Here is a 21,565-nt window from a genome sequence, read left to right as displayed (position 1 = left end):
GGCCCGTTGCACTGGTGCATTGGGTGCCGGGTTCCTTGGGCCACTTCCGGTGCACGAACAGGCGTGCGAGGATCGCTGGGAGGACGAGGTCAGGGGACAGGGTCGTGTGCACGGCGTTCGTCAGCATCGAGCCGGGTGCGGCGGTGCCGGTGCTGCTGCTGTCCGTCCGGGACGAGTACCTGGGGCGCGCCTGGCTGCCGCCGGACCACCACTGGCCGGACCGGCCCGAACTGCTCGGCGGACTGGACCTCGCGGCCGGCGGCACCTGGCTGGCCGTCGACCCCACCCGGCGCACCGCCGCCTGCCTGCTGAACGGCTTCGGCCCGCTCGCCCCCGCCGACTCCCGGCGGACCCGGGGCCGACTGCCGCTCACCGCCGTCACGGAGGGCGGCATCGGCCACCTCGACCTCACCCCGTACGACCCCTTCCACCTCGTCCTGGTCCGCCCGGACGGCGCCACCGTCGCCGGCTGGGACGGCAACCGCCTGGCGGAGCGCGAACTGCCCGCCGGCCTCAGCGTGGTGCTCAACGACGGGCTGGAGGGCCTGGCCGCCAAGCGCTCCGCCTCCGAGCGGATCAGCGCGCTGATGGCCGCCCGCGCCGCCCACTTCCGGGCCCGCTTCACCGCCGCGCCCCGGCCCGAACCGACCGGCGACGGGCCCGCCGCGCGGGCCTGGGGCGGGTGGCTGCCGATCGTCTCCGGCGACGGGCTGGCGCGGGACGAGGACGCGGCGCTGATCCAGCGGCGGGACTTCGGCGACGGGCGGATCTGGGGCTCCTCGTCGATCTCGCTGCTCGCGCTCGGGCCGGACCGACTGCGGTACGACTTCGCGGCCGCCCCGGTGGCGGCGGACGGGTCGGGCTGGCAGCGGGTGGCGGTCTCCTGAGGCCCGCCGTCGGCGGCTACGGCGTCAGGGACTTGAACCTGACGTTGCGGGAGGCGGCATCGTGGCGTGCGCCGAGCCCGAAGCCGCACCCCGAGGAGCCACGATGCACCGCCTGCCCGCCGTCCTGACCGTCGCCCTGCCGCTGGTGGGCACGCCGCTCGCGGTGAGCGCCGTCGTCCTGCTCGGCGACGCGGCGCACCGGGCCGTCCCGTCCCCCACCGTACTGGCCGTCGTAGCAGGGGCGTTGATCCACCATCTCGGCGCCGATGTCGCCCGGACGTACGGTCGGTGAACTTCTGGCGGCGGGACTGCCGGGCGTCTACATGCCCGTAGTAGCTTCGCGAGGGCCACCGGATCAGGCCGGCCGCCGACCCCCCGAGCGAAGGTGCGCGATGTCCACCCTGACCTACCCGGAAGCGATAGGCGTCGGCCTGCTGCAGGGTGTGACGGAACTGTTCCCGGTCTCCAGCCTCGGCCACAGCATCCTGCTGCCCGCCCTGATCGGCGGGAAGATCCAGCACGACCTCGACATGACCGCCGAGGGCTCGTCCTACCTCGCCGCCCTGGTCGCCCTGCACCTGGCCACCGCGCTCGCCCTGGTCGTGTACTTCTGGAACGACTGGGTCCGCATCGTCGGCGGGCTCCTCAGCTCGATCCGCCACCGCCGGGTGGAGAGCCGCAACGAGAAGCTCGCCTGGCTGCTCATCCTCTCCACCATCCCGGTCGGCGTGGCCGGCCTCGTGCTGGAGAAGGCCCTGCGCAACGCGCTCGGCAAGCCCGTCCCGGCCGCCGTCTTCCTCGCCCTCAACGGGCTCGTGCTGCTCGGCGCCGAACGGCTCAAGCGCGGCGGCACCGGCCGCCGCCGGGCCACCGGGCACGCCGCCCCCGTCGACGAGCCGGGCCTGGACCCGGCGGTCGCCTCCGACCAGCGGCTGACCAGGCTGGGCTACGGGCAGGGCGCCTGGATCGGCGCCGCGCAGATCCTCGCGCTGTTCCCCGGCATCAGCCGCTCCGGCGTCACCATGAGCGCCGGCATCCTGCGCGGACTGCACCACGAGGACGCCGCCCGTTTCTCCTTCCTGCTCGCCACCCCGGTCATCCTGGCCGCCTCGGTGCTGAAGGTCCCCGAGCTGTTCAAGCCGGAGAACTCCGCCGTGCTCGGCCCGGTCGCCGCGGGCAGCGTCGCGGCCTTCGTCGCCGGGTACGTCTCGGTGCGGTTCCTCACCAAGTACTTCGAGACCCGCAGCCTGACGCCGTTCGCGGTCTACTGCTTCCTGGCCGGCGTCGGCAGCGCGGTCTACCTGTCCGTCTGACGACCCACGGGGAACGGCCGGACCGGGCGGGACGCGCCGCGGTGGGCGGCCCTCCGGGCCCGGCCGGCGGGGTGCCGGACGGGCCCCGAGCACCGGCCGGGCCTCAGACCACGAGGCCCAGGGCGGCCAGGCGGGTCGGGTCGGTGAGGATGTTCATCTCGGTGATGCGCCCGTCGTGGATGGTGAACGACATCACCGACAGCGGACGGCCCTCGGCGAAGGACACCACCCCGGGCGAACCGTTGACCAGGACCAGAGCGCCGTCGGCGGCGAAGCGGGCGAAGGCGATCGCCTGCGACGCGACGTCCGCCGCACCCCGGCGCAGCACGCTCGGCACCAGCGTGCCGCCGTCGGAACGGGCCACCACGTCCGGGTCCAGCACGGTCAGCAGGGCATCGAAGTCACCGCCCCGGGAGGCCGTCAGGAAGGCCTCCACCACCTCCCGCTTACGGGCGTTGTCGGCGTCCGCGGCCGGGGTGGCGCCCTGCACCCGACGGCGGGCGCGACTGGCCAGCTGCCGGGTGGAGGCCGCGGTACGGCCGAGCACCTCGGCGATCCCGTCGAAGGGCACCTCGAACATGTCGTGCAGCACGAAGGCCACCCGCTCCGCCGGGGACAGCGTCTCCAGGACCACCATGAGCGCGATCCCGACCGAGTCGGCGACCAGGATCTCGTGCACCGGGTCCAACGCCGCCAACCCGCTCACCACCGGGTCCGGCAACCGCACCTGCCCGTCCTGCTCCGGCAGCGGGTCCTCCCGGCGGGACGTGCGGGAGCGCAACTGGTCCAGGCAGACCCGGCCGACCACCGTGGTGAGCCAGGCCCCGAGGTTGCGCACCTCGCCCACGTCGCTGCGGCTCAGCTTCAGCCAGGCCTCCTGGACGGCGTCCTCGGCTTCGGCGATCGACCCGAGCATACGGTAGGCCACCGCCCGCAGTTGCGCGCGCTCCGCCTCGAAACGCCCTGCCAGCACGGCCAGTTCGGCCGGAGAAATTTCCTCGCTCACGCTGTCACATCCTCGCGTCGGGATCCGTCGGTCCAGTGACGGACGCTAACCGAAGAGGAGATCACCGTGACCACCGCCCGCATGAAGAACCCCGCCATGGTCCTGCCGGACGCGACCAAGGGCATCCAGGCCATCTACAAGGCCGCGTACCAGGGCGGCGTCGCCCCGCAGCTCCTGGAACTGGTCCACCTGCGCGCCAGCCAGATCAACGGCTGCAGCGCCTGCGTGTTCTCGGGCGTCAACGGCGCGAAGAAGCACGGCGAGACCGACGAGCGGCTGCACGCCGTCGCGGCCTGGCGCGAGGCACCGTTCTTCACCGACGAGGAACGCGCCGCCCTCGAACTCACCGAAGCCGCCACCCGCATCGCCGACCGCTCCGGCAAGGCCGTCCCGGACGCGATCTGGGACGCCGCCGCCGACCACTTCACCGAGGAGCAGCTCTCCGCGATCATCCTGATGATCGCGCTGACCAACTTCTTCAACCGCATCAACACCACCATCGAAGAGCCCGCCGGCACCACCTGGTGAACCCGGCTGGCAGCTCCCCCGCGCGAGAATGGGAGCGTGACCGGCTCCTGGACCTCCTTCGGCGGCGACCTGCACCTGGACCTCACCGAGCGGCGCGCCGCCGGAGCCGGGCTGCGGGCCGCCCTCGAGGACGCCCTGCGCGAGGCCGTCCAGGACGGGAGACTCGGACCCGGCACCAGACTGCCCTCCTCCCGGGCCCTCGGCGAAGACCTCGGGATCGCCCGCAACACCGTCGTCGAGGCGTACGGCCAGCTCACCGCGGAAGGCTGGCTGAACTCCCGGCAGGGCTCCGGCACCACCGTCGCCGGACGGACCGTGCCGGACCCGCCCGCCGCGGGCCGGCGGGCCGCCGCCCGGACCGAGCCCCGGCGGCGGCCCGTCCGGCACGACCTGATGTCCGGGCGGCCCGACCTCTCGCTCTTCCCCCGCACCGCCTGGCTCGCCGCCGCCCGCCGCGCCCTCGCCACCGCACCGCACGAAGCCCTCGACTACGGCAGCCCTCTCGGCCGGATCGAACTGCGGCAGGCCCTCACCCACTACCTGGCCCGGGTCCGCGGCGTCCGTACCGACCCCGACCACCTGCTCATCTGCTCCGGCGTCACCCAGGGCCTCGGCCTGCTCTGCACCGCCCTGCGGCAGCGCGGCGCCCAGGCGCTCGCCGTCGAGGAGTACGGGCTGCCGCCCCAGCACGCCATCGCCCGGGCCGCCGGACTCACCACCGTCCCGCTGCCACTGGACGAGGAGGGCGCCCGGACCGACCGGCTCGACACCCGCCCCGGCGCCGCCCTGCTCACCCCGGCCCACCAGTACCCCACCGGCGCCCCGCTCTCCGCCGAACGGCGGGCCGAGGCGGTGCGGTGGGCGCGCGAACAGGACCGGTACGTCATCGAGGACGACTACGACGGCGAGTTCCGCTACGACCGGCAACCGCTCGGTGCCATGCAGGCACTCGACCCGGAACGCGTCGTGTACGCCGGAACGGCCGCCAAGAGCCTCGCGCCGGGCCTGCGGCTGGCCTGGCTCGCCCTGCCGGACGCCCTCGTCGAACCGGTCGCCCGGCTCAAGGTGCTCGCCGACACGATGTCCCCGGTGCTCGACCAGCTGACCCTGGCGGAGCTGATCACCTCCGGCACGTACGACCGCCACGTACGGCGCTGCCGCCTCCACTACCGGCGCCGCCGCGACACGTTGGTCGCCGCACTCGCCGAACACGCCCCGCACGTCCGGGTCACCGGCATCGCGGCCGGCCTGCACGCCGTCCTCCAACTCCCGCCCGGCTCCACCCCCGAAGCCGAACTCCTCGCCCGTGCCCAAGCCGTCGGCCTCTCCCTGAACGGCCTCACCTGGCACCGCGCCACCCCGACCCCCACCGACACCCCGCCTTCCCTCGTCATCGGCTACGGCACCCCGCCCGACCACGCCTTCCCGGCCGCACTGCAGGCCCTCTGCGAACTGCTGCGCGGCGCGTGAGGAGGAGCGGGCGAAGGGTTCCGCCCGCCTCCCTCAGGGTGGGGGCGGGCGGGCGGCGGGGGCGGCTACTTGTTGCGGCTGCCGAGTTCGAACAGGAGCATGATGAAGCCGGCGAAGACGTGGATGCCGGCGGTGTAGATGACCAGCCGGAGGTAGACCCGCTTGTTGGCCCACTTGCCGGCGTCCATGGTCTTCGGGCCGGCGGGAGTGTCAGCGGCAGCGGCCGGGGTGGCAGGGGCCGGGGTGGCAGTGGCGGGATCGGCCATGGGGATCTCCTCCGAGGTGTTCTGACGGCAGGTCAGTGGGTCGCGGCGGGGCCGCCGCCGAGGCAGAGTTCGCCGCCGGGACTCTGCAGCAGGGTGTGGACGAAGAGCAGTTCGACGCCGTGGTCCGACTCGGCGGCGATGCAGTGCGGGGTGAGCGAGTCGAAGTGGGCGGAGTCGCCCACGGCGAGGTGGTGGACCCGGTCGCCGAGGGTGAGCCGGAGTGCGCCCTGCAGGACGTACAGCCATTCCTCGCCGGGGTGGACCCGGACCACCGCGTCCTGGACACCCGGCGGGACGTGCACCCGCAGGGCCTGCATGGCGCGGCCGGGGGCGCCGGCCCGGCGGTAGCCCCAGCCGCCGGCCCGGCCGGGTTCGATGGCGCCGCCGCGGACCACCGGGTCCGGTTCGGCCATGGTCTCGCCGAGCAGGCCGGACACCGAGGTGCCGTAGGCGCGGGCGAGGCCGAGCAGGACGGGCAGCGAGGGCTGGCGCCGGCCGGTCTCCAGCCGGGAGAGATACGCTGGGGACAGTCCGATCCGCGCGGCGGCCACCTCCAGGGTGAGGCGGCTGCTGAGCCGGTGCTCGCGGAGGCGGGCGGCGAGGCCGGCGACCTCCTGGTCGTCGAGCTGGTCGCCGGTGGCGGGGGTGCCGGTGGAGCTGGTGGTCATGTGCCCAGTGGACACCTGGCGTGCCGCACGGGCAAGAAATTTGCCTCAGAGGCAATCCCCGGAGGCGCTCCCCCGTCGCTCAGGGCCGGGGGATGTTCCGCAGGTTGCTCCGGGCCAGGTCGATCATGCGTCCGACGCCGCCGGAGAGCACCGTCCGGCCGGCCGCCAGCGCGAAGCCCTTCAGCTGGGCGGCGGTGATGTGCGGCGGGATGGACAGCGCGTTGGGATCGGTGACCACGTCCACCAGGGCCGGCCCGGGCCGTTCGAGCGCCTCGGCCAGCACCTCCCGCACCCGGGCCGGTTCGGCCACCCGCTTGGCCGGGATCCCCATCGCCCGGGCGATCCCCGCGTAGTCCACGTCCCCGTTGTCGATCTCGTACTCCGGGTAGCCGGAGACCAGCATCTCCAGCTTGATCATGCCGAGCGCGCCGTTGTTGAACACCACCGTCTTCACCGGCAGCCGGTGCTTCGCCACCGTGAGCAGTTCGCCGAGGAGCATGCCGAGGCCGCCGTCGCCGGACATCGCGATCACCTGGCGGCCGGGGTTGGCGAGCTGGGCGCCGATGGCGTGCGGGAGGGCGTTGGCCATCGAGCCGTGGAGGAAGGAGCCGATCACCCGGCGGTGGCCGTTGGGCTGCAGGTAGCGGGCGGCCCAGACGTTGTTCATGCCGGTGTCGACGGTGAACACCGCGTCCTGGGCGGCGACGTCGTCGAGGACGGCGGCGACGTACTCGGGGTGGATCGGCAGGTGCTTCTCGATGTCGCGGGTGTAGGCGCCGACCACGTCCTCCAGCGCGCGGCAGTGCTTGCGCAGCATGCCGTCGAGGAAGGCGCGGTCGGGTTCGGCGTCCAGCAGCGGCAGGACGGCCCGCAGGGTGGCGGCGACGTCGCCGTGGACGGCCAGGTCGAGCGCGGTGCGGCGGCCGAGGCGGGTCGCGTCGTGGTCGACCTGAACGGTGTGGACCTGCGGCAGGAAGGAGTCGTACGGGAAGTCGGTGCCGAGCAGCAGCACCAGGTCGGCGGAGTGCAGCGCCTCGTGGCAGGCCCCGTAGCCGAGCAGGCCGCTCATGCCGACGTCGTACGGGTTGTCGTACTGGATCCATTCCTTGCCGCGCAGGGAGTGGCCGATCGGCGCGTTCAGGGCCTGCGCCGCCTCCATCACCTCGGCGTGCGCGCCGCGCACCCCCGCGCCGCAGAACAGCACGACCTTACGGGCCGCGTTGAGCAGCCGGGCCAGCTCCTGCACCTGGGACCACGGCGGCGCGGCGACGGCCTGCTCGGTGAGGAAGTGGCTGGTGCCGGTGGGTCCGGCGGCGGGCAGCGCGGCGACGTCGCCGGGGAAGGCCAGCACCGAGACGCCGTGCGAGCCGAGCGCGTGCTGGATGGCGATCCGCAGCAGCCGGGGCAGCTGGGCGGGGGTGGAGAGCATCTCGCACCAGTTGCTGCAGTCGGTGAACACCCGCTCGGGGTGGGTCTCCTGGAAGAAGCCGGTGCCGATCTGGCCGGACGGGATGTGCGAGGCGAGGGCGAGGACGGGCAGGCCACTGCGCTGGGCGTCGTAGAGGCCCTGGACGAGGTGGGTGTTGCCGGGGCCGCAGGAGCCGGCGCAGACGGCGAGCCGGCCGGTGAGTTCGGCCTCGGCGGCGGCCGCGAAGGCGCCGGCCTCCTCGTTGCGCACGTGCACCCAGCCGATGCCCTCGGACCGGCGGATCGCGTCCACGACGGGGTTGAGGCTGTCGCCGACGACGCCGTAGACCCGCTCCACCCCGGCCTGCCGGAGCACCTCCACCATCTGTTCGGCCACGCTCGCCACGGGTGCGACTCCTTCGCTGGGCGCCGATCGTCATGGGCACCTGCACCCTCCGACGGACGGGGGGTGCGCGCAGCCGGGGTGCGCCGAACGGGTGACACGGCAGGTCGGGTGACAGGACAGGTCGGGGGGGTCGGGCAGGTCGGGGGGGTCGGGCAGGTCGGGGGCCGGGCGCTACTCGGCCGCGAGGTGGTCCGGTTGGCCGAGTTTGCCGGCGGCCAGGCCCGCCTGGGGTTGGCGGCGGGCGGGCTCGCGGCCGGGAGGCTGGGCGACGCGCTCCTGGGCGGGCGGGGCGGTGGTGGGCAGGGTGACCGGTCGGCCCGCCTTGACCTGGACCGTCTCGCCGTCGTGCCGCAGGTGGAGGACCTCGCCGCGGCGCAGCGTGTACGTCGTGTGCTCGTGGCTGATCCGGACGCCGAGCAGGTGTCCGCGCACCAGCAGGGAGAAGCTCAGCCGCATCAGCCCGGACGGCAGCCGGGGGCGGAAGAACAGCGTCTCGTCGTGGTCGCGCAGCCCGCCGAAGCCGGCCACCAGGGCGATGCAGGCCCCGGCGAGCGAGGCCATGTGCAGGCCGTCGCGGGTGTTGCCGCCGAGGTCGTGGAGGTCCATCAGGGCGGCTTCGGCGGTGTAGTCGTACGCGAGGTCGAGCTGGCCGACCTCGGCGGCGATGACGGCCTGGGTGCAGGCGGAGAGCGAGGAGTCGCGGACGGTGAGGCGCTCGTAGTAGGCGAAGTTGCGGGCCTTCTGCTCGTCGGTGAAGGCGTCGCCGCGGACCTGCATGGCGAGCACCAGGTCGGCCTGCTTGACCACCTGCTTGCGGTACAGGTCGAAGTACGGGAAGTGCAGCAGCAGCGGGTACTTCTCGGGCGGGGTGTTCTCGAAGTCCCACACCTGGTGGTGGGTGAAGTCGTCGGCCTGCGGGTGGACGCCGAGGTCCTCGTCGTACGGGATGTACATCGCGGCGGCCGCGTCCCGCCAGGCGGCGGTCTCCTCGGTGTCGACGCCGAGGGCGGCGGCCTCGCGCGGGTGGCGGACGGCGGCCTCGGCCGCGGCGCGCAGGTTCGCCTGCGCCATCAGGTTGGTGAACACGTTGTTGTCGGCGACGGCGCTGTACTCGTCGGGGCCGGTGACGCCCTCGATCCGGAACCTGCCGGCGACGTCGTGGTGGCCGAGCGAGCGCCACATCCGGGCGGTCTCGACGAGGAGTTCGAGCCCGTACTCGCGCTCGAACTCCTCGTCCGCGGTGGCCCGGACGTAGCGGGCGACGGCGGCGGCGATGTCGGCGCCGATGTGGAAGGCGGCGGTGCCGGCCGGCCAGTACCCGGAGCACTCCTCGCCGCGGATCGTCCGCCACGGGAACACCGCGCCGGACAGGCCGAGTTGGGCGGCCCGTTCGCGGGCCAGCGGGAGCGTGGTGTGCCGCCAGCGCAGGGCCTGGTTGACGGCGGCAGGCAGGCAGTAGGTGAGCACCGGCAGGACGAAGGTCTCGGTGTCCCAGAAGCTGTGCCCGTCGTAGCCGGGGCCGGTCAGCCCCTTGGCGGGGATGGCCCGCTCCTCGCTGCGGGCGCCGGCCTGCAGGACGTGGAAGATCGCGAACCGGACGGCCTGCTGGAGTTCGACGTCGCCCTCGATCTCGATGTCGCTGGTCTCCCAGAACTCCCGCAGGAACTCGGCCTGTTCCGCGACCAGTCCGTCCCAGCCGGTGTACCGGGCGGCGGTCAGCGCGGCCTCCACCTGGTCCCGGACGGCGGGCAGCGAGCGGGTGCCGGACCAGCCGTAGGCCATGAACTTGGCCAGCCGCAGCCGCTGTCCCGGCTCCAGCACGGAGGTGACGCTGATCCGGCACTGGTCGGGGTCGGCCTCGGCGACGGTGTCGAGCTTCTCCGGGCCTTCGATGACGTGGTCCATCCCGGCCGCGACCCGGATGCCGCTGTAGCGGGTGCGGTGGACCAGGACGCCCTTGGTGGCAGTGGCGTGGTGCGCCTCGGACTGCAGCGGCGCCTCCAGGACGGCCGCGGCGCGCGGGTCGCCCTCGGGGCCTCCGGGCAGCTGCTCGTTGGCGACCAGCTCGGACTGCAGGACGATCCGCACCGGGCCGTCCACCGCCTCGACGCTGTACTCGACGGCGGCGACGGCGCGCTGGGTGAGCGAGACCAGCCGGGAGGAGCGCACCCGGATGGTCCGGCCGGCCGGGGAGACCCACTCGGCCTCGCGGTGCAGCAGCCCCTCGCGGAAGTCCAACCAGCGCTTGTGGCTGATGAGTTCGCCGTAGCGCAGGTCGAAGGGCTCGTCGTCCACCAGCAGCCGGATGATCTTGCCGTTGGTCACGTTGATGACGCTCTGGCTGGACTCCGGGTAGCCGTAGCCGCCCTCGCCGTACGGCAGCGGGCGCAGCTCGAAGACGCCGTTGAGGTAGGTGCCGGGCAGGCCGTGCGGCTCACCCTCGTCCAGGTTGGCCCGCAGGCCGATGTGCCCGTTGGAGAGCGCGAAGACGGACTCGGAGCGGGCCAGCGCGGCCAGGTCCAGGCCCAGTTCGGTGATCTGCCAGGGGTCGATCGCGAAGTTGTCCGAGGGACTCATGCACCCACCTCGCTGCGCTCGGCAGGGGCATCCGCCCAGACGCACCCCTCGATGACTCGCTCACTACGCTCGCTCATGCACCCACCTCGCTGCGCTCGCTCATACGGGCTCCTGCAGGAGTTCGGAGAGGTCGTCGACGACCACGGTGGCGCCGTCGCGGCGCAGTTCGGCGGCCTGTCCGGTGCGGTTCACGCCGACCACCGCGCCGAAGCCGCCGGCCCGGCCGGAGGCGACCCCGGCGAGCGCGTCCTCGAAGACGGCGGCGCGCGCGGGCTCGACGCCGAGCGCGCGGGCGGCGTACAGGTAGGTGTCGGGAGCGGGCTTGCCGGGCAGGCCCTCGGCCTTGGCGACGGTGCCGTCCACGATCACGTCGAACAGTTCCTCGATGCCCGCCGCCCGCAGCACGTCACGGCAGTTGGCGCTGGAGGAGACCACCGCGCTGGGCAGCCCGGCCGCGCGCAGCCGGTGCACGTAGGCGACCGAGCCCTCGTACGGCTGGACGCCCTGCTCGCGGATCATGCGCAGCACGGTGTCGTTCTTGGCCCGGCTGATCCCTTGGACGGTACGGGAGTTGGGCGGGTCGTCGGGGGTGCCCTCGGGCAGGTCGATGTCTCGGCTGTGCAGGAACGCCCGGGTGCCGTCGAGGCGTGGGCGGCCGTCCACGTAGGTGTCGTAGTCGATGACGGCGTCGAAGGGGACGAACGGCCCGCCGGTGCGGGCGGCTTCGGCGCGCAGGAAGGCGTCGAAGGTGTCCTTCCAGGCCGCGGCGTGCACCTTCGCGGTCTGGGTGAGCACCCCGTCGAGGTCGAAGAGGAAAGCGCGGATGTCGTCCGGTAGCCCCAGCATGGGTGCAGTCTTACCCGGGAACGGGGGGAAGCCGCCCATTTCCCGGCGGCGCGTCGCGGGAAGGGCGGCTTCCGCCGGCCCGGCCGTGCCGCGGGCGGCTACGGGGGGCACGCGGACGACTACGGGGAGTCGGGCAGCTGCGCGTCGGGCGCCTGGACGACCGCGAAGACCGCGCCCTGCGGGTCCCGGACCACGGACATCCGGCCGGACTGCATGTCGAACGGCGGCTGGATCACCGAGCCGCCCGCCTTGACCAGGGCGTCCACCGTGGAGTCGGTGTCGTCCACCGAGAAGTAGGTCATCCAGTGCGAGGGGGTGCCCGGCGCCAGGTAGCCGGGGATCGGCTGCATGCCGCCCACCGTGCGGTCGGCGACGTTGAACGACAAGTAGCCGTCCATGCCCTGGATGGTCGCCGCGCGCAGCCCGAGCGCCGGCCGGTAGAAGCGGCCGGCCGCGTCGGTGTCGGCGGTGTTGAGCTCGTTCCAGACCAGCGCGCCCGGTTCGTTGACCACGCCCGCGCCGATGAAGTCCATGGCCTGCCAGACGCCGAACACCGCGCCGGTCGGGTCGGCGGCGACCATCATCCGGCCGATCGTGCCGACGTCCATCGGCTCGTACAGGATCGTGCCGCCGGCTGCGGCGATCGCCCGGTTGCTCTCGTCGGCGTCGTCCGAGGCGAGGTAGGTGGTCCAGGCGACGGACGGTGCCACGTTGCTGCCCGACGGCGCGACCGCCGCCATGATCCCGGCGACCGGCCGGTCGTTGAGCATGCACACGGAGTAGCCGCCGAAGTCGGCCGGGCCGACCTCGCCCTGCCAGCCGAACAGGTCGCGGTAGAAGTCGAGCGCGGCCTGCTGGTCGCTCGCCATCAGGTCGACCCAGCACGGGGTGCCGGGCTGGTACGGATCGGTGACTACGGGCATTGCGGGGCCTCCCGGAGGCGGTGGTGGCCGACGGCTGTGGAGACAGGGGGGCGGGGAAACAGGGGGGCGGGGAGACAGGGGGGCGGGGAGACAGGGGGGCGGTGGTCGCGGGAACGGGGCCGGTGCGACGGCGCCCCACCGCCACCATCGGCCCGGCGCCGCGATCCCGCCACCGGACGGCGCCCCGGCGGGCGACCTGCGGCAGGTTACGGAGCGTCGTGGCGCCGGGCCGTGACGAAGTACGGCTGCACCTTGCCGCTCTGCGCGTAGTCCTTGAGCCGGACCAGCAGTTCGGCCCAGGTGCCGGCCACCGCCGGGACGCCTTCCTCGCTGCCCGGCTGCCAGCCGCCGTGCCGGAACAGCAGCCGGGTGCGGTCGGGCGCTCCGGGCTGCTCGGGCTGTCCGGGGTGTCCGGGGTGTCCGGGGTGCTGAGGCTGCTCGGGCTGCTCGGCGAGGTCCCAGCTGATCCAGGTGCCGGCCCAGTGCGGCGGGAAGGCTCCGGCGTTCGTCCACACCACCCGGTCTTGGTCGGCCCGTTCCACGCGGAGCCGGAACGGCTCGGGGACCTCGGGGAAGTCGAACAGCAGGATGTCGTCCTCCCGGTCCACGGCGGTGGTCCACCAGGCGGTCAGCCCGTCGTGCGTGGTGAGTGCGGCGAGGACGACGGTCCGGGGCGCGGCGATGTCGAGCTGCAGGGCGATCTCGGGCATGGGGTCCGCCTTTCGGGACCTCGGACAGGCCTACGGCCACCATGGCACGACCCCCGGGCCCACGCGCCCCGGAGGGCGCCGGCCCGGGGGTCGTCCCCGCTGTCCGGTGGCTGCGGTCAGCCGCCGCTGCCGTAGGTGGTGTTGGCGCAGATGTCGTCGTCCGCCGAGCGGGCGTCGTTGGTGACGGTGGTGGGCAGCGGCTGCGGCGGGGTCGAGGCGCCCGGGGCGCCGCCGGCCGCGGCGGAGGGGACGCCGAGGCCGACGGCCGACGCGAAGTCCTGGCCGACGATCACCGAGATGCCCCGCGAGCTGCCGGAGGAGAGCTCGGCGCCGGGGAACAGCGCGGCGATCTTCTCGGCGTTCGCCTTCTGCCCGGAGCCGTACTCGATCGTGGTGGTCTTGTACTTGGTGCTCGCCGCCTGGCCCCCCGTGGTGGCGGTGAACTTGGCGGCCTTCAGCTGCTCGGTGCCCTTGCCGGCCAGGCCGTTGACGACGGTCCCGTTGTAGACCGCCACCTTGATCGCGGCGTTGGAGGCGTCCCCGACCGGGGCGGGCGGGGTGGTGGGCGAGGGCTGCTGCGGAGCCGGGCTGGTGCCGCTGCCGGCCCCGTCCGGCTGCTGGCCGGTGGCGTTCTGGCCGTCGATGGTCTGGTCGGCCTTGAGGGTCTCCCAGAGCTTGTTGGCGTCCGGCTGGATGAGGTCGATGTTGGCGTCCTGGGTGCGGTAACGCCAGGGCGCCGTCACGAACTTGAGGTCGTGCAGGTCGATGTTCTTCAGCGACAGGCCGAAGGAGAGCAGCTTGTCGGCGGAGTCCAGGCCCGGGTCGACGGTCAGCGACTTGGTGGCGGCGTCGGCGAGCGGCAGGAGGGTGGTGGGGCCCATCCCCTCCTTCTTGATCTTGCTGATGAGGGAGCTCATGAAGGCCTGCTGGCGCTTCATCCGACCGATGTCCGAGCCGTCGCCGATGCCGTGGCGCAGGCGCACGTAGTCGAGCGCCTTCTGGCCGTCCACGGTCTGCTTGCCCTGCGGGAGGACGAGCGCGCCCTTCTTGTGCAGGTTGGGGTTGATGTCCCCCTCGTAGATCGGCTCCGGCAGGCAGACGTCCACGCCGCCGACGGCCTTGGTCATCGAGGAGAAGCCGTTGAAGTCGACCACGAGGGTGTGGTCGACCCGGATGCCGGTCACCTTCTCCACGGTGTTCTGGGTGCAGGCCGGGTTTCCGGCGTCAGTGCCGCCGGTCGAGAAGGCGGCGTTGAACAGGTCGTTGTTGCCGCCCTTGCTCCATTTGCCGTTGGGCAGCTTGCAGGACGGCAGCTGGACAATCGTGTTGCGCGGGATCGAGATGCCCACGGCGTGCTTGTGGTCGGCGTAGACGTGCAGCAGGATCGTGGTGTCCGAGCGGGCGCCGCCGTCCTCGCCGCCGCCGAGGTCGTTGTTCCCGTTGCCGCGGCTGTCCGAGCCGATCAGCAGGATGTTGACCGGCTTGTTGCCGTCCGCGTCGGCCTTGGCCTCGGGCGGCCGGTCGGTCGCTATCGCGTCGGCGTCGAAGGACTTGATGTTGGCGTTCAGCTTGAAGTAGATCGCACCGCCCGCACCGGCGATCAGCACCAGCACACCGGCCGCCGACCAGGCGACGATCTTCTTCACGTTCTTCTTCGGCTTGGCGTTCTTGCGCGCCGCCGCCCGGCCGCCGGCCCCGGAGTCCGCGTTGCCGCCGCCGCGGCCGCCCTTGCCCTGGGCAGCGGCACGGCGGGCCTCGGCCCGTCCGCCGGACCGCGGGGACGGCACGGCGTCACCGCTCTCGGTGCCCTCCGCCGTGAGGGCACCGGGCGCGTCCTCGCCCCGAGCCGGGCCCTCGCCCCACTGACCTGACATGCGCGTACCTTTCACCGACGGAAGCGACGCCCCGGACGATCTGGCGCACCGCACACAGAGAGACGGCCCGAACCGTTCCCAGGTTGCACATACGACCGTCGGCATCAACCGACGATCGTGGCTTCCGATCATATTTAGGTGCGGCACGGTCACGGACCCCCGGTCGGCGGGCAAACCCGCCGACACCCGGGCAACCACCAGGCAGAACACCCGAAACCGCCCGATTCCGACGTGACTTACGCCACTCCGGCGCTCCCTGCCCGGGGTGCGGACGGGCGCTGCGACGGGCTCCGCAGCAGGCCCTGGGGCATGTCCCGGGGCATGTCCCGGGACATGCCCCGCGGCAGGCTCTGAGACATGCCCCGTGGCAGGCCCTGAGGCATGCCCCGCACAAGGCTCAGAGCCAACCTCGGCGCCCGGCCAGGAGGCCGGCCTCGAAGCGGCTACGGGCGCCGAGCCGGTCCATGAGGTCGGCCATCATCCGGCGCACCGTGCGCAGGGAGACACCGAGGTGCTTGCCGGCCGCCTCGTCGGTGTAGCCCTGGCCGAGCAGGCGGAGCAGCTCCTGTTCCTGGCGGGTCAGGCCCTGGGCGTCGCGCTCGCGCGGGGCCCCGAAGGGGGTCGCGTCGGCCCAGGTCTGCTCGAACAGCGAGAGGAGGGCGGTGATCACGCCGGGCGAGGAGATCTGCACCGCGCCCTTGCGGGTGTTGGCCGGGTCGATCGGGACGAGGGCCACCCGCCGGTCGATGACCATCATCCGTAGCGGGAGCGCGGGCACCGTCCGCACCTCGCAGCCCAGTCCGGTCAGCCACTCGGCGTGCTGGACGGTGGCCCGGTCCTTGCGGACGCTGTCCAGGTAGACCGTCCGCATCGCCACGCCGCGGGCGAGCAGTTCCTCGTTGCCCGGGCGGCTGGCCTGGAGCGAGGCGGCGGACTGGGCCCCGCCGGGGTTGAAGGTGAGCAGTTCGTTGGAGACCGAGCGGACCAGCTCGTCCAGTCGGGCCTGCACCGTGGCGAGCCCGATCAGCCGCTCCAGCTGGCTGTCCTCCCGCGCCGACTCGTCCCGGTACTCGGCGAGCAGGGTGGTGATCGCCGCCTGGCGCCGCTCGAACTCCTGCTGGGCACGCTGCTGGACGGACTCGTAGTGGCGCAGCAGGGCGGGCAGCCCGACCCTCGGGTCGACCGGCCGCAGGCCGCCCGGGAGCTCGCCCGGGAGTTCCTCGGACGGTCGGAGCAGGCGGAGGTCGGCGAGCTGGTCGAGCGCGCCGCGGACCCGCCCCTCGGTCAGGCCGAGCTCCTCGGCGAGGCCCTTGGCATCCAGGTGATGATCGGTCAGCATTAACCGGTAGACCGCCTGTGCCGCGTCGTCGATCCCGTCCAACATCGGCGCACCACCCCCGCAGTCCGTCCCCTCGACCGGCAACTTCGACCGGACGAGTTGCCGCCTGATCATGCCAGGGCGAACGGACCGGGACAACCGTCCGACGCCCCCCGTTCCGCCCCCCGGATCGGCCGGATCGGGACAAGGTAATGGAAGGGTAATGGCACCATCGTGCCAGGGCGATCTTCCTGCCGTCCCGAACACCTTCCGGTGCCCCTCGGCGTGCAGCAGACTTTCGGTTGTCGGGGAGCGGCGAGCTCCCCGGCCGGGCCCGCCAATGACCGCGGACCGCCCTCACCGGCGGTCGACCGCCGCGGCCGCGGAAATGCCCGGCATCCGCTTCCGAAACATCGCTCGTCCAGGGGGATTCCATGCTTTCCTGTCGCAAGTTCGCCTGCACCACCGCCGCCGCGATCGCCCTGGCCTGTGGCGTCCTGGCCGGGTCCGCGCAGGCCGCAACCGGCCACGCACCGATCGTCGGCACGGGCGTCACCCTCCCGGCCGCCACCGTGCTGGGCCACCTCGCCGACGAGATCAACATGTCCCGGCTCGCCGAGGCGCCCGCCATCAACACGCCGGGAGACTGGCGCTGGGAGTGATCGGCAACACCGCCGACGAGCCCCGCACATGACGTCTCCTCACCGCACCCCGGCAGCCGGGCAGCCTGACCGGACGGTGAAGGACTTCCGGGCGGACGCGCCCGGCCACTGAGCCGGGCGCCGACCCCGATGCACCGCGCCCCCCACCCGTCCACACCGGCCGCAGCGCCGCCGACAGGTGCTCCCCGGCCCCGCACGCCCCACCTGGGCCGTCGCGGCCGGGACGAACTCCGGGTGCCATCAGAAATTGAATGTGCAACAAACCCGTCAGGAGCGACAGTGCCGGTTATCGAACCGATTGTGCTGAACTTCTTCGGCATCGAGGTCGGCCTCGTCCGGGCCGACCGCGACGAGATCTCGTTCCATTTCGGCCCGCACCTCACCGGGATTTCCCAGGACCCCGACCAACTGCGGGTGGAATTCTCCGGCACCCCCGGAAAGGGCGACCCCGTCGATTTCCTGGTCCGCCGCAGCGACGGCACGCCCCTGCTGCGCCGCACCTTCCGGGGCTGGGGCAACGTGCCGCCCGCCGTGCCGCCGTTCGCCGCGCTGCAGGACCGGTTCTGCCTGGCCCCGGCCGTCGTCCTGGCCAAGGGCGGCGCCACCGTCGCGCTGCTCGGCGGACCGTACTCGGAGCAGGCCAACGTGGGCGCCGCGCTGGCGCAGCGCTCCTGGGAGTTCGTCTCCGGACGGCTGCTGGTGCTGGACCGGCGCAGCGGCCACGTGCTGCCCTACCTCGCCCCGCTGGAGGCGCGCGGACCCGCCGCGGCCTGGCTGCGCGGCGCCGGACTGCCGGAGGGGATGTGGCGCACGGTCGCCTCGCCCATCGGCGGTGAGGTGCTGCTGGTGCGCCCGGAGTGCCTCGGCCCGGTCGTCCCGGTACGGGCCCGGCTGGCGCCGCCGGCACTGGTTCGGCTGTGTCGCAGCGCCGACGAGGAAGTACGCCTGGCACCATGGGAGTTCACGACCCAGACCTGGCCGGCCGGATCGGCCGGCCTGCTCGCCGAAGCGCCGACCCACTGCCTGCACCTGCCCGGTGTGGGCGGAGCGGAGGAGGCGGCGGGCCTGATCGACCACGCAATGACCAACGAGAAGGACGAGTCGTGCCTCGACGTACCCGCTATGCCATCGGTGCACCGTGCTGGGCTGACTGCATCACTCCCGATCTGAGCGGCAGCCGGGACTTCTACTCGGCGCTGTTCGGCTGGGAGTTCGTCACCGAGTCGACGGACTACCAACTGGCCATGCTGGACGGGGAGATCATCGGCGGCTTCGGTGCCGCGCCGACCGGGCTGCCGCCCGGCGCGGTGTGGAACATCTACCTGGCGACCAAGGACGCGAACCACAGCTGCGCGCAGGTCGGGCGGCACGGGGGCCGGGTGGTGATGCCGCCGGTCCCGGTCGGGGCGAACGGACGGCTCTTCCTCGCCGTCGACCCCGCGGGCGTCGCGGTCGGGTTCTGGGAGGGCAGCCGCGCCGAGGGCGTGGTGCTCGCCGACGAGGCCGGCGCGATCTGCGGCCACGAGCTGCGGGTGCCGCTCGCCGCCGCCGCCGAGTCCTTCTACGGCGCGCTCTTCGGCTACCGGCTCACCACCGACGGGGAGTTCGAGCTCGACGGGGTCGGGCAGGCCCGGGTGGTGGAGAGCGACCAGGGCCGCCCGCTGTGGCTGCCCCACCTCGGCTCCCCCGATCCGGCGGACACCGTGCGCCAGGCGATGGAGCTGGGCGCCCGGCTGATCCGCCCGGGCCGCGAGGAGCCGCCGGTGCTGCGCGATCCGTGGGGCGCCGAGTTCGGCGTCGTCGCGGTGCCGGACGGGGCCTGACCGACCGAGGCCGCGGGGGACGGCACGGGGGCCGAGGCCGCGGGGGCCGGCACGGCCCGGGTCACGGGGGACCCGTGGGGGCGGGAACGGGGGGACCGCACGGGGGCGGGAACCCGGGGGGAGCGAGTGGGCGGGGTCACGGCTTACGGCCGCGGCCCCGCCCGTCGGCATGTCCGGGCGTGGGGCGGGGCCGGGCGGGGCCCGAACCGGCCCCCGCCGTCACAGCGCCTTGACGGCCGAGGCCAGTTCGGGCCTCCCCTTGATGGCCAGCTTGCGGTAGATCCGGCCCAGGTGGGTGTCGACGGTGCGCTTGCTGAGGCAGAGGCGTTCGGCGACCTCCAGGTTGCTCAGCCCCTGCAGGACCAGTTCGGTGACCCGGCGTTCGCTCGGCGTGAGCCGGACCGGGCCGGCGTCGCGGGTGCCGATGGCGGGGCCGCGGTCCTCGGCCGGACGGGGGCGGGCGTCGCCGCCGGGGAGCGGGTCGGCGGCGATGGTGCGGGCGGCGGCGGGTTCGCCGAGTGCCTGGTAGGCCTGTGCGGCGTGCGAACGCCACGGTACGCAGGCCGGGTTGGCGATCCCCCGGGCGGCCAGCTGGTGGCCGCACTCGAGGAAGAGCCGCAGCGCCTGCTGGTGGTCGCCACGGTGGGCGGCGAGCAGCCCGCGGGCCTCCAGCACCACCGCGCGCAGCAGCGGGTGGGCCTCGGCCGGCAGGTCGACCGCGGCGAGGTCCGCGCCGTCCACCGGCAGGCCCCGGCGCAGCCGGGCCCGGACGACCAGTGCCCTGGCCGCGCCCGCGAGTTCGTCCGCCCGGACCCGGCAGGCCAGTTCGGCGGCGTGTTCGGCGTCGGCCAGGGCGGCGTCCAGCCGGCCCTGGCGGTGGGCGATGTCGGAGCGGGCCAGCAGGGCGAGGGCCAGTTCGCCGCGGTGGTTCCAGCGCTGGGCGGAGCGGACCGCCCGGCCGGCCCAGGCGGCGGCCTCGTCCAGCCGGCCGGTCCAGGCGTAGGCCATCGCCGCGCCGAGCACTTCGACGCCGGCCTCGGCGGGCGAGACCCCGCGCACGCTGCGGGCCGCGAGCCGGACCGCCGTACGGGGCAGTCCGCCGGCGGCGGCCACCGCGGCCTGGGCGCCCAGCAGGTCGGGGGCGGCGGCCGCGGAGGCGTCGGCGCGCAGCGCGGCGACGGCCTGCCGCAGGGCGGTGCGCCGGCCGGTCAGCAGCGCCTGGGCGGCGAGCGGCAGCAGGAGGTCGGCGGGCGGTTCGGTGGTGGCGGCGAGGGCGTGGGCGGCCTCGGTGAAGGGGACCGGCGCGGCGCCTGAGGAGCTGAGTGCCAGGACCGGGCCGGCGAACGGCCGCAGCAGCTCGGCCCGTTCGACCGGGTCGGCGACGGCGGCCAGGCCGGTGGCGCAGCGGGCGGCGGCGGAGACGTCCCGGTGGAGTTCGACGGCGCCGAGCTGCCCGGTGAGCGAGCGGACCGTGTCCGGGTCGGTGGTGTCGGCGAGCGCGCGCTGCAGGTAGCGGGCGGCGTCGTCCCAGTGGCCGTCGACGGCGGCCTCGCGGGCGGCGGTCCGCAGGACCGGGACGGCCCAGTCGAGGCCGGTGGTGCCGGAGGACATCAGGTGTTCGGCGGTGCGGCCGGCCGGGGCCCCGAGCCGGACCAGCAGGGCGGCGGCCCGTTCGTGCAGGGCGACCAGGACCCGCGGGTCGGTGCGGGCCAGCACGGCGGTGCGGACCAGCTCGTGCCGGAAGGTCTCCGGCGGTCCGGGCTCGATCAGGTCGGTGCGGCGCAGTGCCTCGCGGGCCTCGTCGGCGAGCAGTTCGCCCTGGCCGGCCAGCAGGGCCGCGGTGGCGAGGTCGGCGTCGGCGCCGAGGACGGCGAGGCCGGTGAGCAGTTCGGCGGCGCCGGGGTGGCTCTGCCGCAGCCAGCTGAGTGTGGTGTCGGCGAGGGTGCCGGCGCCGATCCGGCGCACGGTGTCGAGGTCGGGCGAGCCGGGTGAGATCCGGGCGGCGACCAGCCGGGCGGTGAGCTCTTCCAGCACCAGCGGGTTGCCCCGGGAGAGGTTGTGGCAGACGGCGGCCAGTTCGGGGTCGACCGGGGCGTCGAACTCCTCGGCGACCCGCTCGGCCACGCAGCTGTCGCAGAGCGGTCCGGGGGTGACGGTCCGGGCGTGGCCGAGTGCGCCGAGTTCGGCGGCCAGTGGGTCGTCGGCCTCGTCGGCGGTGGTGGCGAGCAGCGCGACCGGCAGGCCGTCGAGCCGGCGGGCGAGGTAGGAGAACCACTGCCGGGACTCCTCGTCGGCCAGGTGGAGATCGTCCACGGCCATCACGACGGGGGTTCGGGAGGTCAGCGAACGGGCCGCGTGGAAAAGGCTGTTGAGGACCCTTTCGCGCCCGTTCCCGGGGGTTTCGGAACTCTCCGGGATCGCTTCGGCGAGGAATTCGCCGCCGGGGAATTCCCCGTCTTGCGCGGAGATGCTTGACATGCGCATGATGGGGTCGAAGAGCTGGCGCACCACCCCGTACGGAAACTCCCGCTCGTTGTCGTGACATCGGGCCCGCAGCACCACCGCCTCGCCCGGCATCCGGGCCAGCGCGGCCCGCAGCAACGCACTCTTGCCGATCCCCCGCGGACCCCTGACCAGCACCACCGCAGGCCTCCCGGCACCGGCACCGGCCACCGCGCGGGCCAACTCGGCCAGCTCCTGTTCACGGTGCAGCAAAACTCCAGTCGGCATCGCAACCCCCCGTCGACACGCTCGCGCGGACACAGCAGTATCCCCTGCCCCACCCCACTGTCAACGCGCCGGACGAATACGTACCGCACTACGTACCGGCGCCGCGGAATACGTAATTCCACGCGATGCGTATATCGACCGGCCGACCGAA

The 21,565-nt window shown here is 73.7% G+C and carries 19 protein-coding genes; 8 read left to right on the top strand and 11 right to left on the bottom strand.

Going from position 1 to position 21,565, the window contains the following annotated elements; all coding sequences use genetic code 11:
• Window positions 1-104 precede the first annotated feature (104 nt).
• The 3 genes from ACZ52J_RS04695 to ACZ52J_RS04685 all read left to right on the top strand — a co-directional run bounded on the left by ACZ52J_RS04695 (window position 105) and on the right by ACZ52J_RS04685 (window position 2,200).
• The gene (locus tag ACZ52J_RS04695) at window positions 105-887 is read left to right on the top strand and encodes an NRDE family protein (RefSeq protein WP_465615817.1); all 783 of its coding nucleotides are present in this window, start codon (window positions 105-107) and stop codon (window positions 885-887) included.
• A 103-nt stretch (window positions 888-990) separates the two neighbouring features.
• On the top strand, window positions 991-1,179 hold the full coding sequence (locus tag ACZ52J_RS04690; protein ID WP_360505863.1) for a hypothetical protein: 189 nt from the start codon (window positions 991-993) through the stop codon (window positions 1,177-1,179).
• Between the two features lie 100 nt (window positions 1,180-1,279).
• Window positions 1,280-2,200: an undecaprenyl-diphosphate phosphatase gene (locus ACZ52J_RS04685; protein WP_465615815.1), complete on the top strand. Its 921-nt coding sequence runs from the start codon at window positions 1,280-1,282 to the stop codon at window positions 2,198-2,200.
• A gap of 103 nt (window positions 2,201-2,303) precedes the next feature.
• Here ACZ52J_RS04685 and ACZ52J_RS04680 read toward each other — a convergent pair whose 3' ends face one another.
• Entirely contained in the window at window positions 2,304-3,206 is a 903-nt protein-coding gene (locus ACZ52J_RS04680) for a sigma-70 family RNA polymerase sigma factor (protein ID WP_465615813.1), read from the bottom strand.
• Window positions 3,207-3,287: 81 nt separating this feature from the next.
• Between ACZ52J_RS04680 and ACZ52J_RS04675 the strand changes: the two genes are divergently transcribed.
• Window positions 3,288-3,734: a carboxymuconolactone decarboxylase family protein gene (locus tag ACZ52J_RS04675; protein WP_465615876.1), complete on the top strand. Its 447-nt coding sequence runs from the start codon at window positions 3,288-3,290 to the stop codon at window positions 3,732-3,734.
• A 36-nt stretch (window positions 3,735-3,770) separates the two neighbouring features.
• Window positions 3,771-5,204 (top strand): MocR-like pyridoxine biosynthesis transcription factor PdxR, encoded by a 1,434-nt coding sequence (gene pdxR / locus ACZ52J_RS04670; RefSeq protein ID WP_465615811.1) that lies wholly within the window; start codon window positions 3,771-3,773, stop codon window positions 5,202-5,204.
• Between the two features lie 65 nt (window positions 5,205-5,269).
• On the opposite strand, the gene ACZ52J_RS04665 is transcribed toward pdxR, so the two are convergent.
• The 9 genes from ACZ52J_RS04665 to ACZ52J_RS04625 all read right to left on the bottom strand — a co-directional run bounded on the left by ACZ52J_RS04665 (window position 5,270) and on the right by ACZ52J_RS04625 (window position 16,265).
• Window positions 5,270-5,470, bottom strand: coding sequence for a DUF6126 family protein (locus ACZ52J_RS04665; RefSeq protein WP_465615809.1), 201 nt, complete (start codon window positions 5,468-5,470; stop codon window positions 5,270-5,272).
• 32 nt (window positions 5,471-5,502) lie between these two features.
• Window positions 5,503-6,138: a helix-turn-helix domain-containing protein gene (locus ACZ52J_RS04660; protein WP_465615807.1), complete on the bottom strand. Its 636-nt coding sequence runs from the start codon at window positions 6,136-6,138 to the stop codon at window positions 5,503-5,505.
• Between the two features lie 79 nt (window positions 6,139-6,217).
• Complete coding sequence (locus tag ACZ52J_RS04655; RefSeq protein ID WP_396290288.1) at window positions 6,218-7,930, bottom strand: pyruvate dehydrogenase; 1,713 nt, start codon at window positions 7,928-7,930, stop codon at window positions 6,218-6,220.
• A gap of 192 nt (window positions 7,931-8,122) precedes the next feature.
• Entirely contained in the window at window positions 8,123-10,528 is a 2,406-nt protein-coding gene (locus tag ACZ52J_RS04650) for a glycoside hydrolase family 65 protein (protein ID WP_465615805.1), read from the bottom strand.
• A 99-nt stretch (window positions 10,529-10,627) separates the two neighbouring features.
• Window positions 10,628-11,374, bottom strand: a complete 747-nt coding sequence (locus ACZ52J_RS04645) for an HAD family hydrolase (protein WP_465615803.1) — start codon at window positions 11,372-11,374, stop codon at window positions 10,628-10,630.
• Window positions 11,375-11,493: 119 nt separating this feature from the next.
• On the bottom strand, window positions 11,494-12,297 hold the full coding sequence (locus ACZ52J_RS04640; RefSeq protein ID WP_465615801.1) for a VOC family protein: 804 nt from the start codon (window positions 12,295-12,297) through the stop codon (window positions 11,494-11,496).
• A 206-nt stretch (window positions 12,298-12,503) separates the two neighbouring features.
• On the bottom strand, window positions 12,504-13,007 hold the full coding sequence (locus tag ACZ52J_RS04635) for an SRPBCC family protein (protein ID WP_465615799.1): 504 nt from the start codon (window positions 13,005-13,007) through the stop codon (window positions 12,504-12,506).
• Between the two features lie 116 nt (window positions 13,008-13,123).
• Window positions 13,124-14,881, bottom strand: coding sequence for an LCP family protein (locus ACZ52J_RS04630; protein WP_360505894.1), 1,758 nt, complete (start codon window positions 14,879-14,881; stop codon window positions 13,124-13,126).
• A gap of 397 nt (window positions 14,882-15,278) precedes the next feature.
• Window positions 15,279-16,265, bottom strand: coding sequence for a LuxR C-terminal-related transcriptional regulator (locus ACZ52J_RS04625; protein ID WP_465615796.1), 987 nt, complete (start codon window positions 16,263-16,265; stop codon window positions 15,279-15,281).
• 368 nt (window positions 16,266-16,633) lie between these two features.
• On the opposite strand from ACZ52J_RS04625, the gene ACZ52J_RS04620 reads away from it, so the two are divergent.
• From ACZ52J_RS04620 to ACZ52J_RS04610, 3 genes are all read left to right on the top strand, one after another.
• Window positions 16,634-16,861, top strand: a complete 228-nt coding sequence (locus ACZ52J_RS04620) for a hypothetical protein (protein ID WP_465615794.1) — start codon at window positions 16,634-16,636, stop codon at window positions 16,859-16,861.
• Window positions 16,862-17,161: 300 nt separating this feature from the next.
• Window positions 17,162-18,031 (top strand): hypothetical protein, encoded by an 870-nt coding sequence (locus tag ACZ52J_RS04615; RefSeq protein ID WP_465615792.1) that lies wholly within the window; start codon window positions 17,162-17,164, stop codon window positions 18,029-18,031.
• The gene (locus ACZ52J_RS04610; RefSeq protein ID WP_465615790.1) at window positions 17,965-18,684 is read left to right on the top strand and encodes a VOC family protein; all 720 of its coding nucleotides are present in this window, start codon (window positions 17,965-17,967) and stop codon (window positions 18,682-18,684) included. The genes ACZ52J_RS04615 and ACZ52J_RS04610 overlap by 67 nt, the downstream gene beginning before the upstream one ends.
• 219 nt (window positions 18,685-18,903) lie before the next feature.
• Here the strand turns inward: ACZ52J_RS04610 and ACZ52J_RS04605 are convergent, their stop codons facing one another.
• The gene (locus ACZ52J_RS04605) at window positions 18,904-21,414 is read right to left on the bottom strand and encodes an ATP-binding protein (protein ID WP_465615788.1); all 2,511 of its coding nucleotides are present in this window, start codon (window positions 21,412-21,414) and stop codon (window positions 18,904-18,906) included.
• Window positions 21,415-21,565 lie beyond the last annotated feature (151 nt).

Source organism: Kitasatospora sp. NPDC034035 (assembly GCF_055575755.1).
This window is presented reverse-complemented; position numbering and strand designations above follow the sequence as displayed.

Bases quoted from the DNA above. Each gene is read 5' to 3' on its own strand.
- ACZ52J_RS04690 (WP_360505863.1), top strand. From the start codon at position 991: ATGCACCGCCTGCCCGCCGTCCTGACCGTCGCCCTGCCGCTGGTGGGC.
- ACZ52J_RS04685 (WP_465615815.1), top strand. From the start codon at position 1,280: ATGTCCACCCTGACCTACCCGGAAGCGATAGGCGTCGGCCTGCTGCAG.
- ACZ52J_RS04675 (WP_465615876.1), top strand. From the start codon at position 3,288: ATGAAGAACCCCGCCATGGTCCTGCCGGACGCGACCAAGGGCATCCAG.
- ACZ52J_RS04665 (WP_465615809.1), bottom strand. From the start codon at position 5,470: ATGGCCGATCCCGCCACTGCCACCCCGGCCCCTGCCACCCCGGCCGCT.
- ACZ52J_RS04660 (WP_465615807.1), bottom strand. From the start codon at position 6,138: ATGACCACCAGCTCCACCGGCACCCCCGCCACCGGCGACCAGCTCGAC.
- ACZ52J_RS04655 (WP_396290288.1), bottom strand. From the start codon at position 7,930: ATGGTGGAGGTGCTCCGGCAGGCCGGGGTGGAGCGGGTCTACGGCGTC.
- ACZ52J_RS04650 (WP_465615805.1), bottom strand. From the start codon at position 10,528: ATGAGTCCCTCGGACAACTTCGCGATCGACCCCTGGCAGATCACCGAA.
- ACZ52J_RS04645 (WP_465615803.1), bottom strand. From the start codon at position 11,374: ATGCTGGGGCTACCGGACGACATCCGCGCTTTCCTCTTCGACCTCGAC.
- ACZ52J_RS04640 (WP_465615801.1), bottom strand. From the start codon at position 12,297: ATGCCCGTAGTCACCGATCCGTACCAGCCCGGCACCCCGTGCTGGGTC.
- ACZ52J_RS04635 (WP_465615799.1), bottom strand. From the start codon at position 13,007: ATGCCCGAGATCGCCCTGCAGCTCGACATCGCCGCGCCCCGGACCGTC.
- ACZ52J_RS04630 (WP_360505894.1), bottom strand. From the start codon at position 14,881: ATGTCAGGTCAGTGGGGCGAGGGCCCGGCTCGGGGCGAGGACGCGCCC.
- ACZ52J_RS04625 (WP_465615796.1), bottom strand. From the start codon at position 16,265: ATGTTGGACGGGATCGACGACGCGGCACAGGCGGTCTACCGGTTAATG.
- ACZ52J_RS04620 (WP_465615794.1), top strand. From the start codon at position 16,634: ATGCTTTCCTGTCGCAAGTTCGCCTGCACCACCGCCGCCGCGATCGCC.
- ACZ52J_RS04605 (WP_465615788.1), bottom strand. From the start codon at position 21,414: ATGCCGACTGGAGTTTTGCTGCACCGTGAACAGGAGCTGGCCGAGTTG.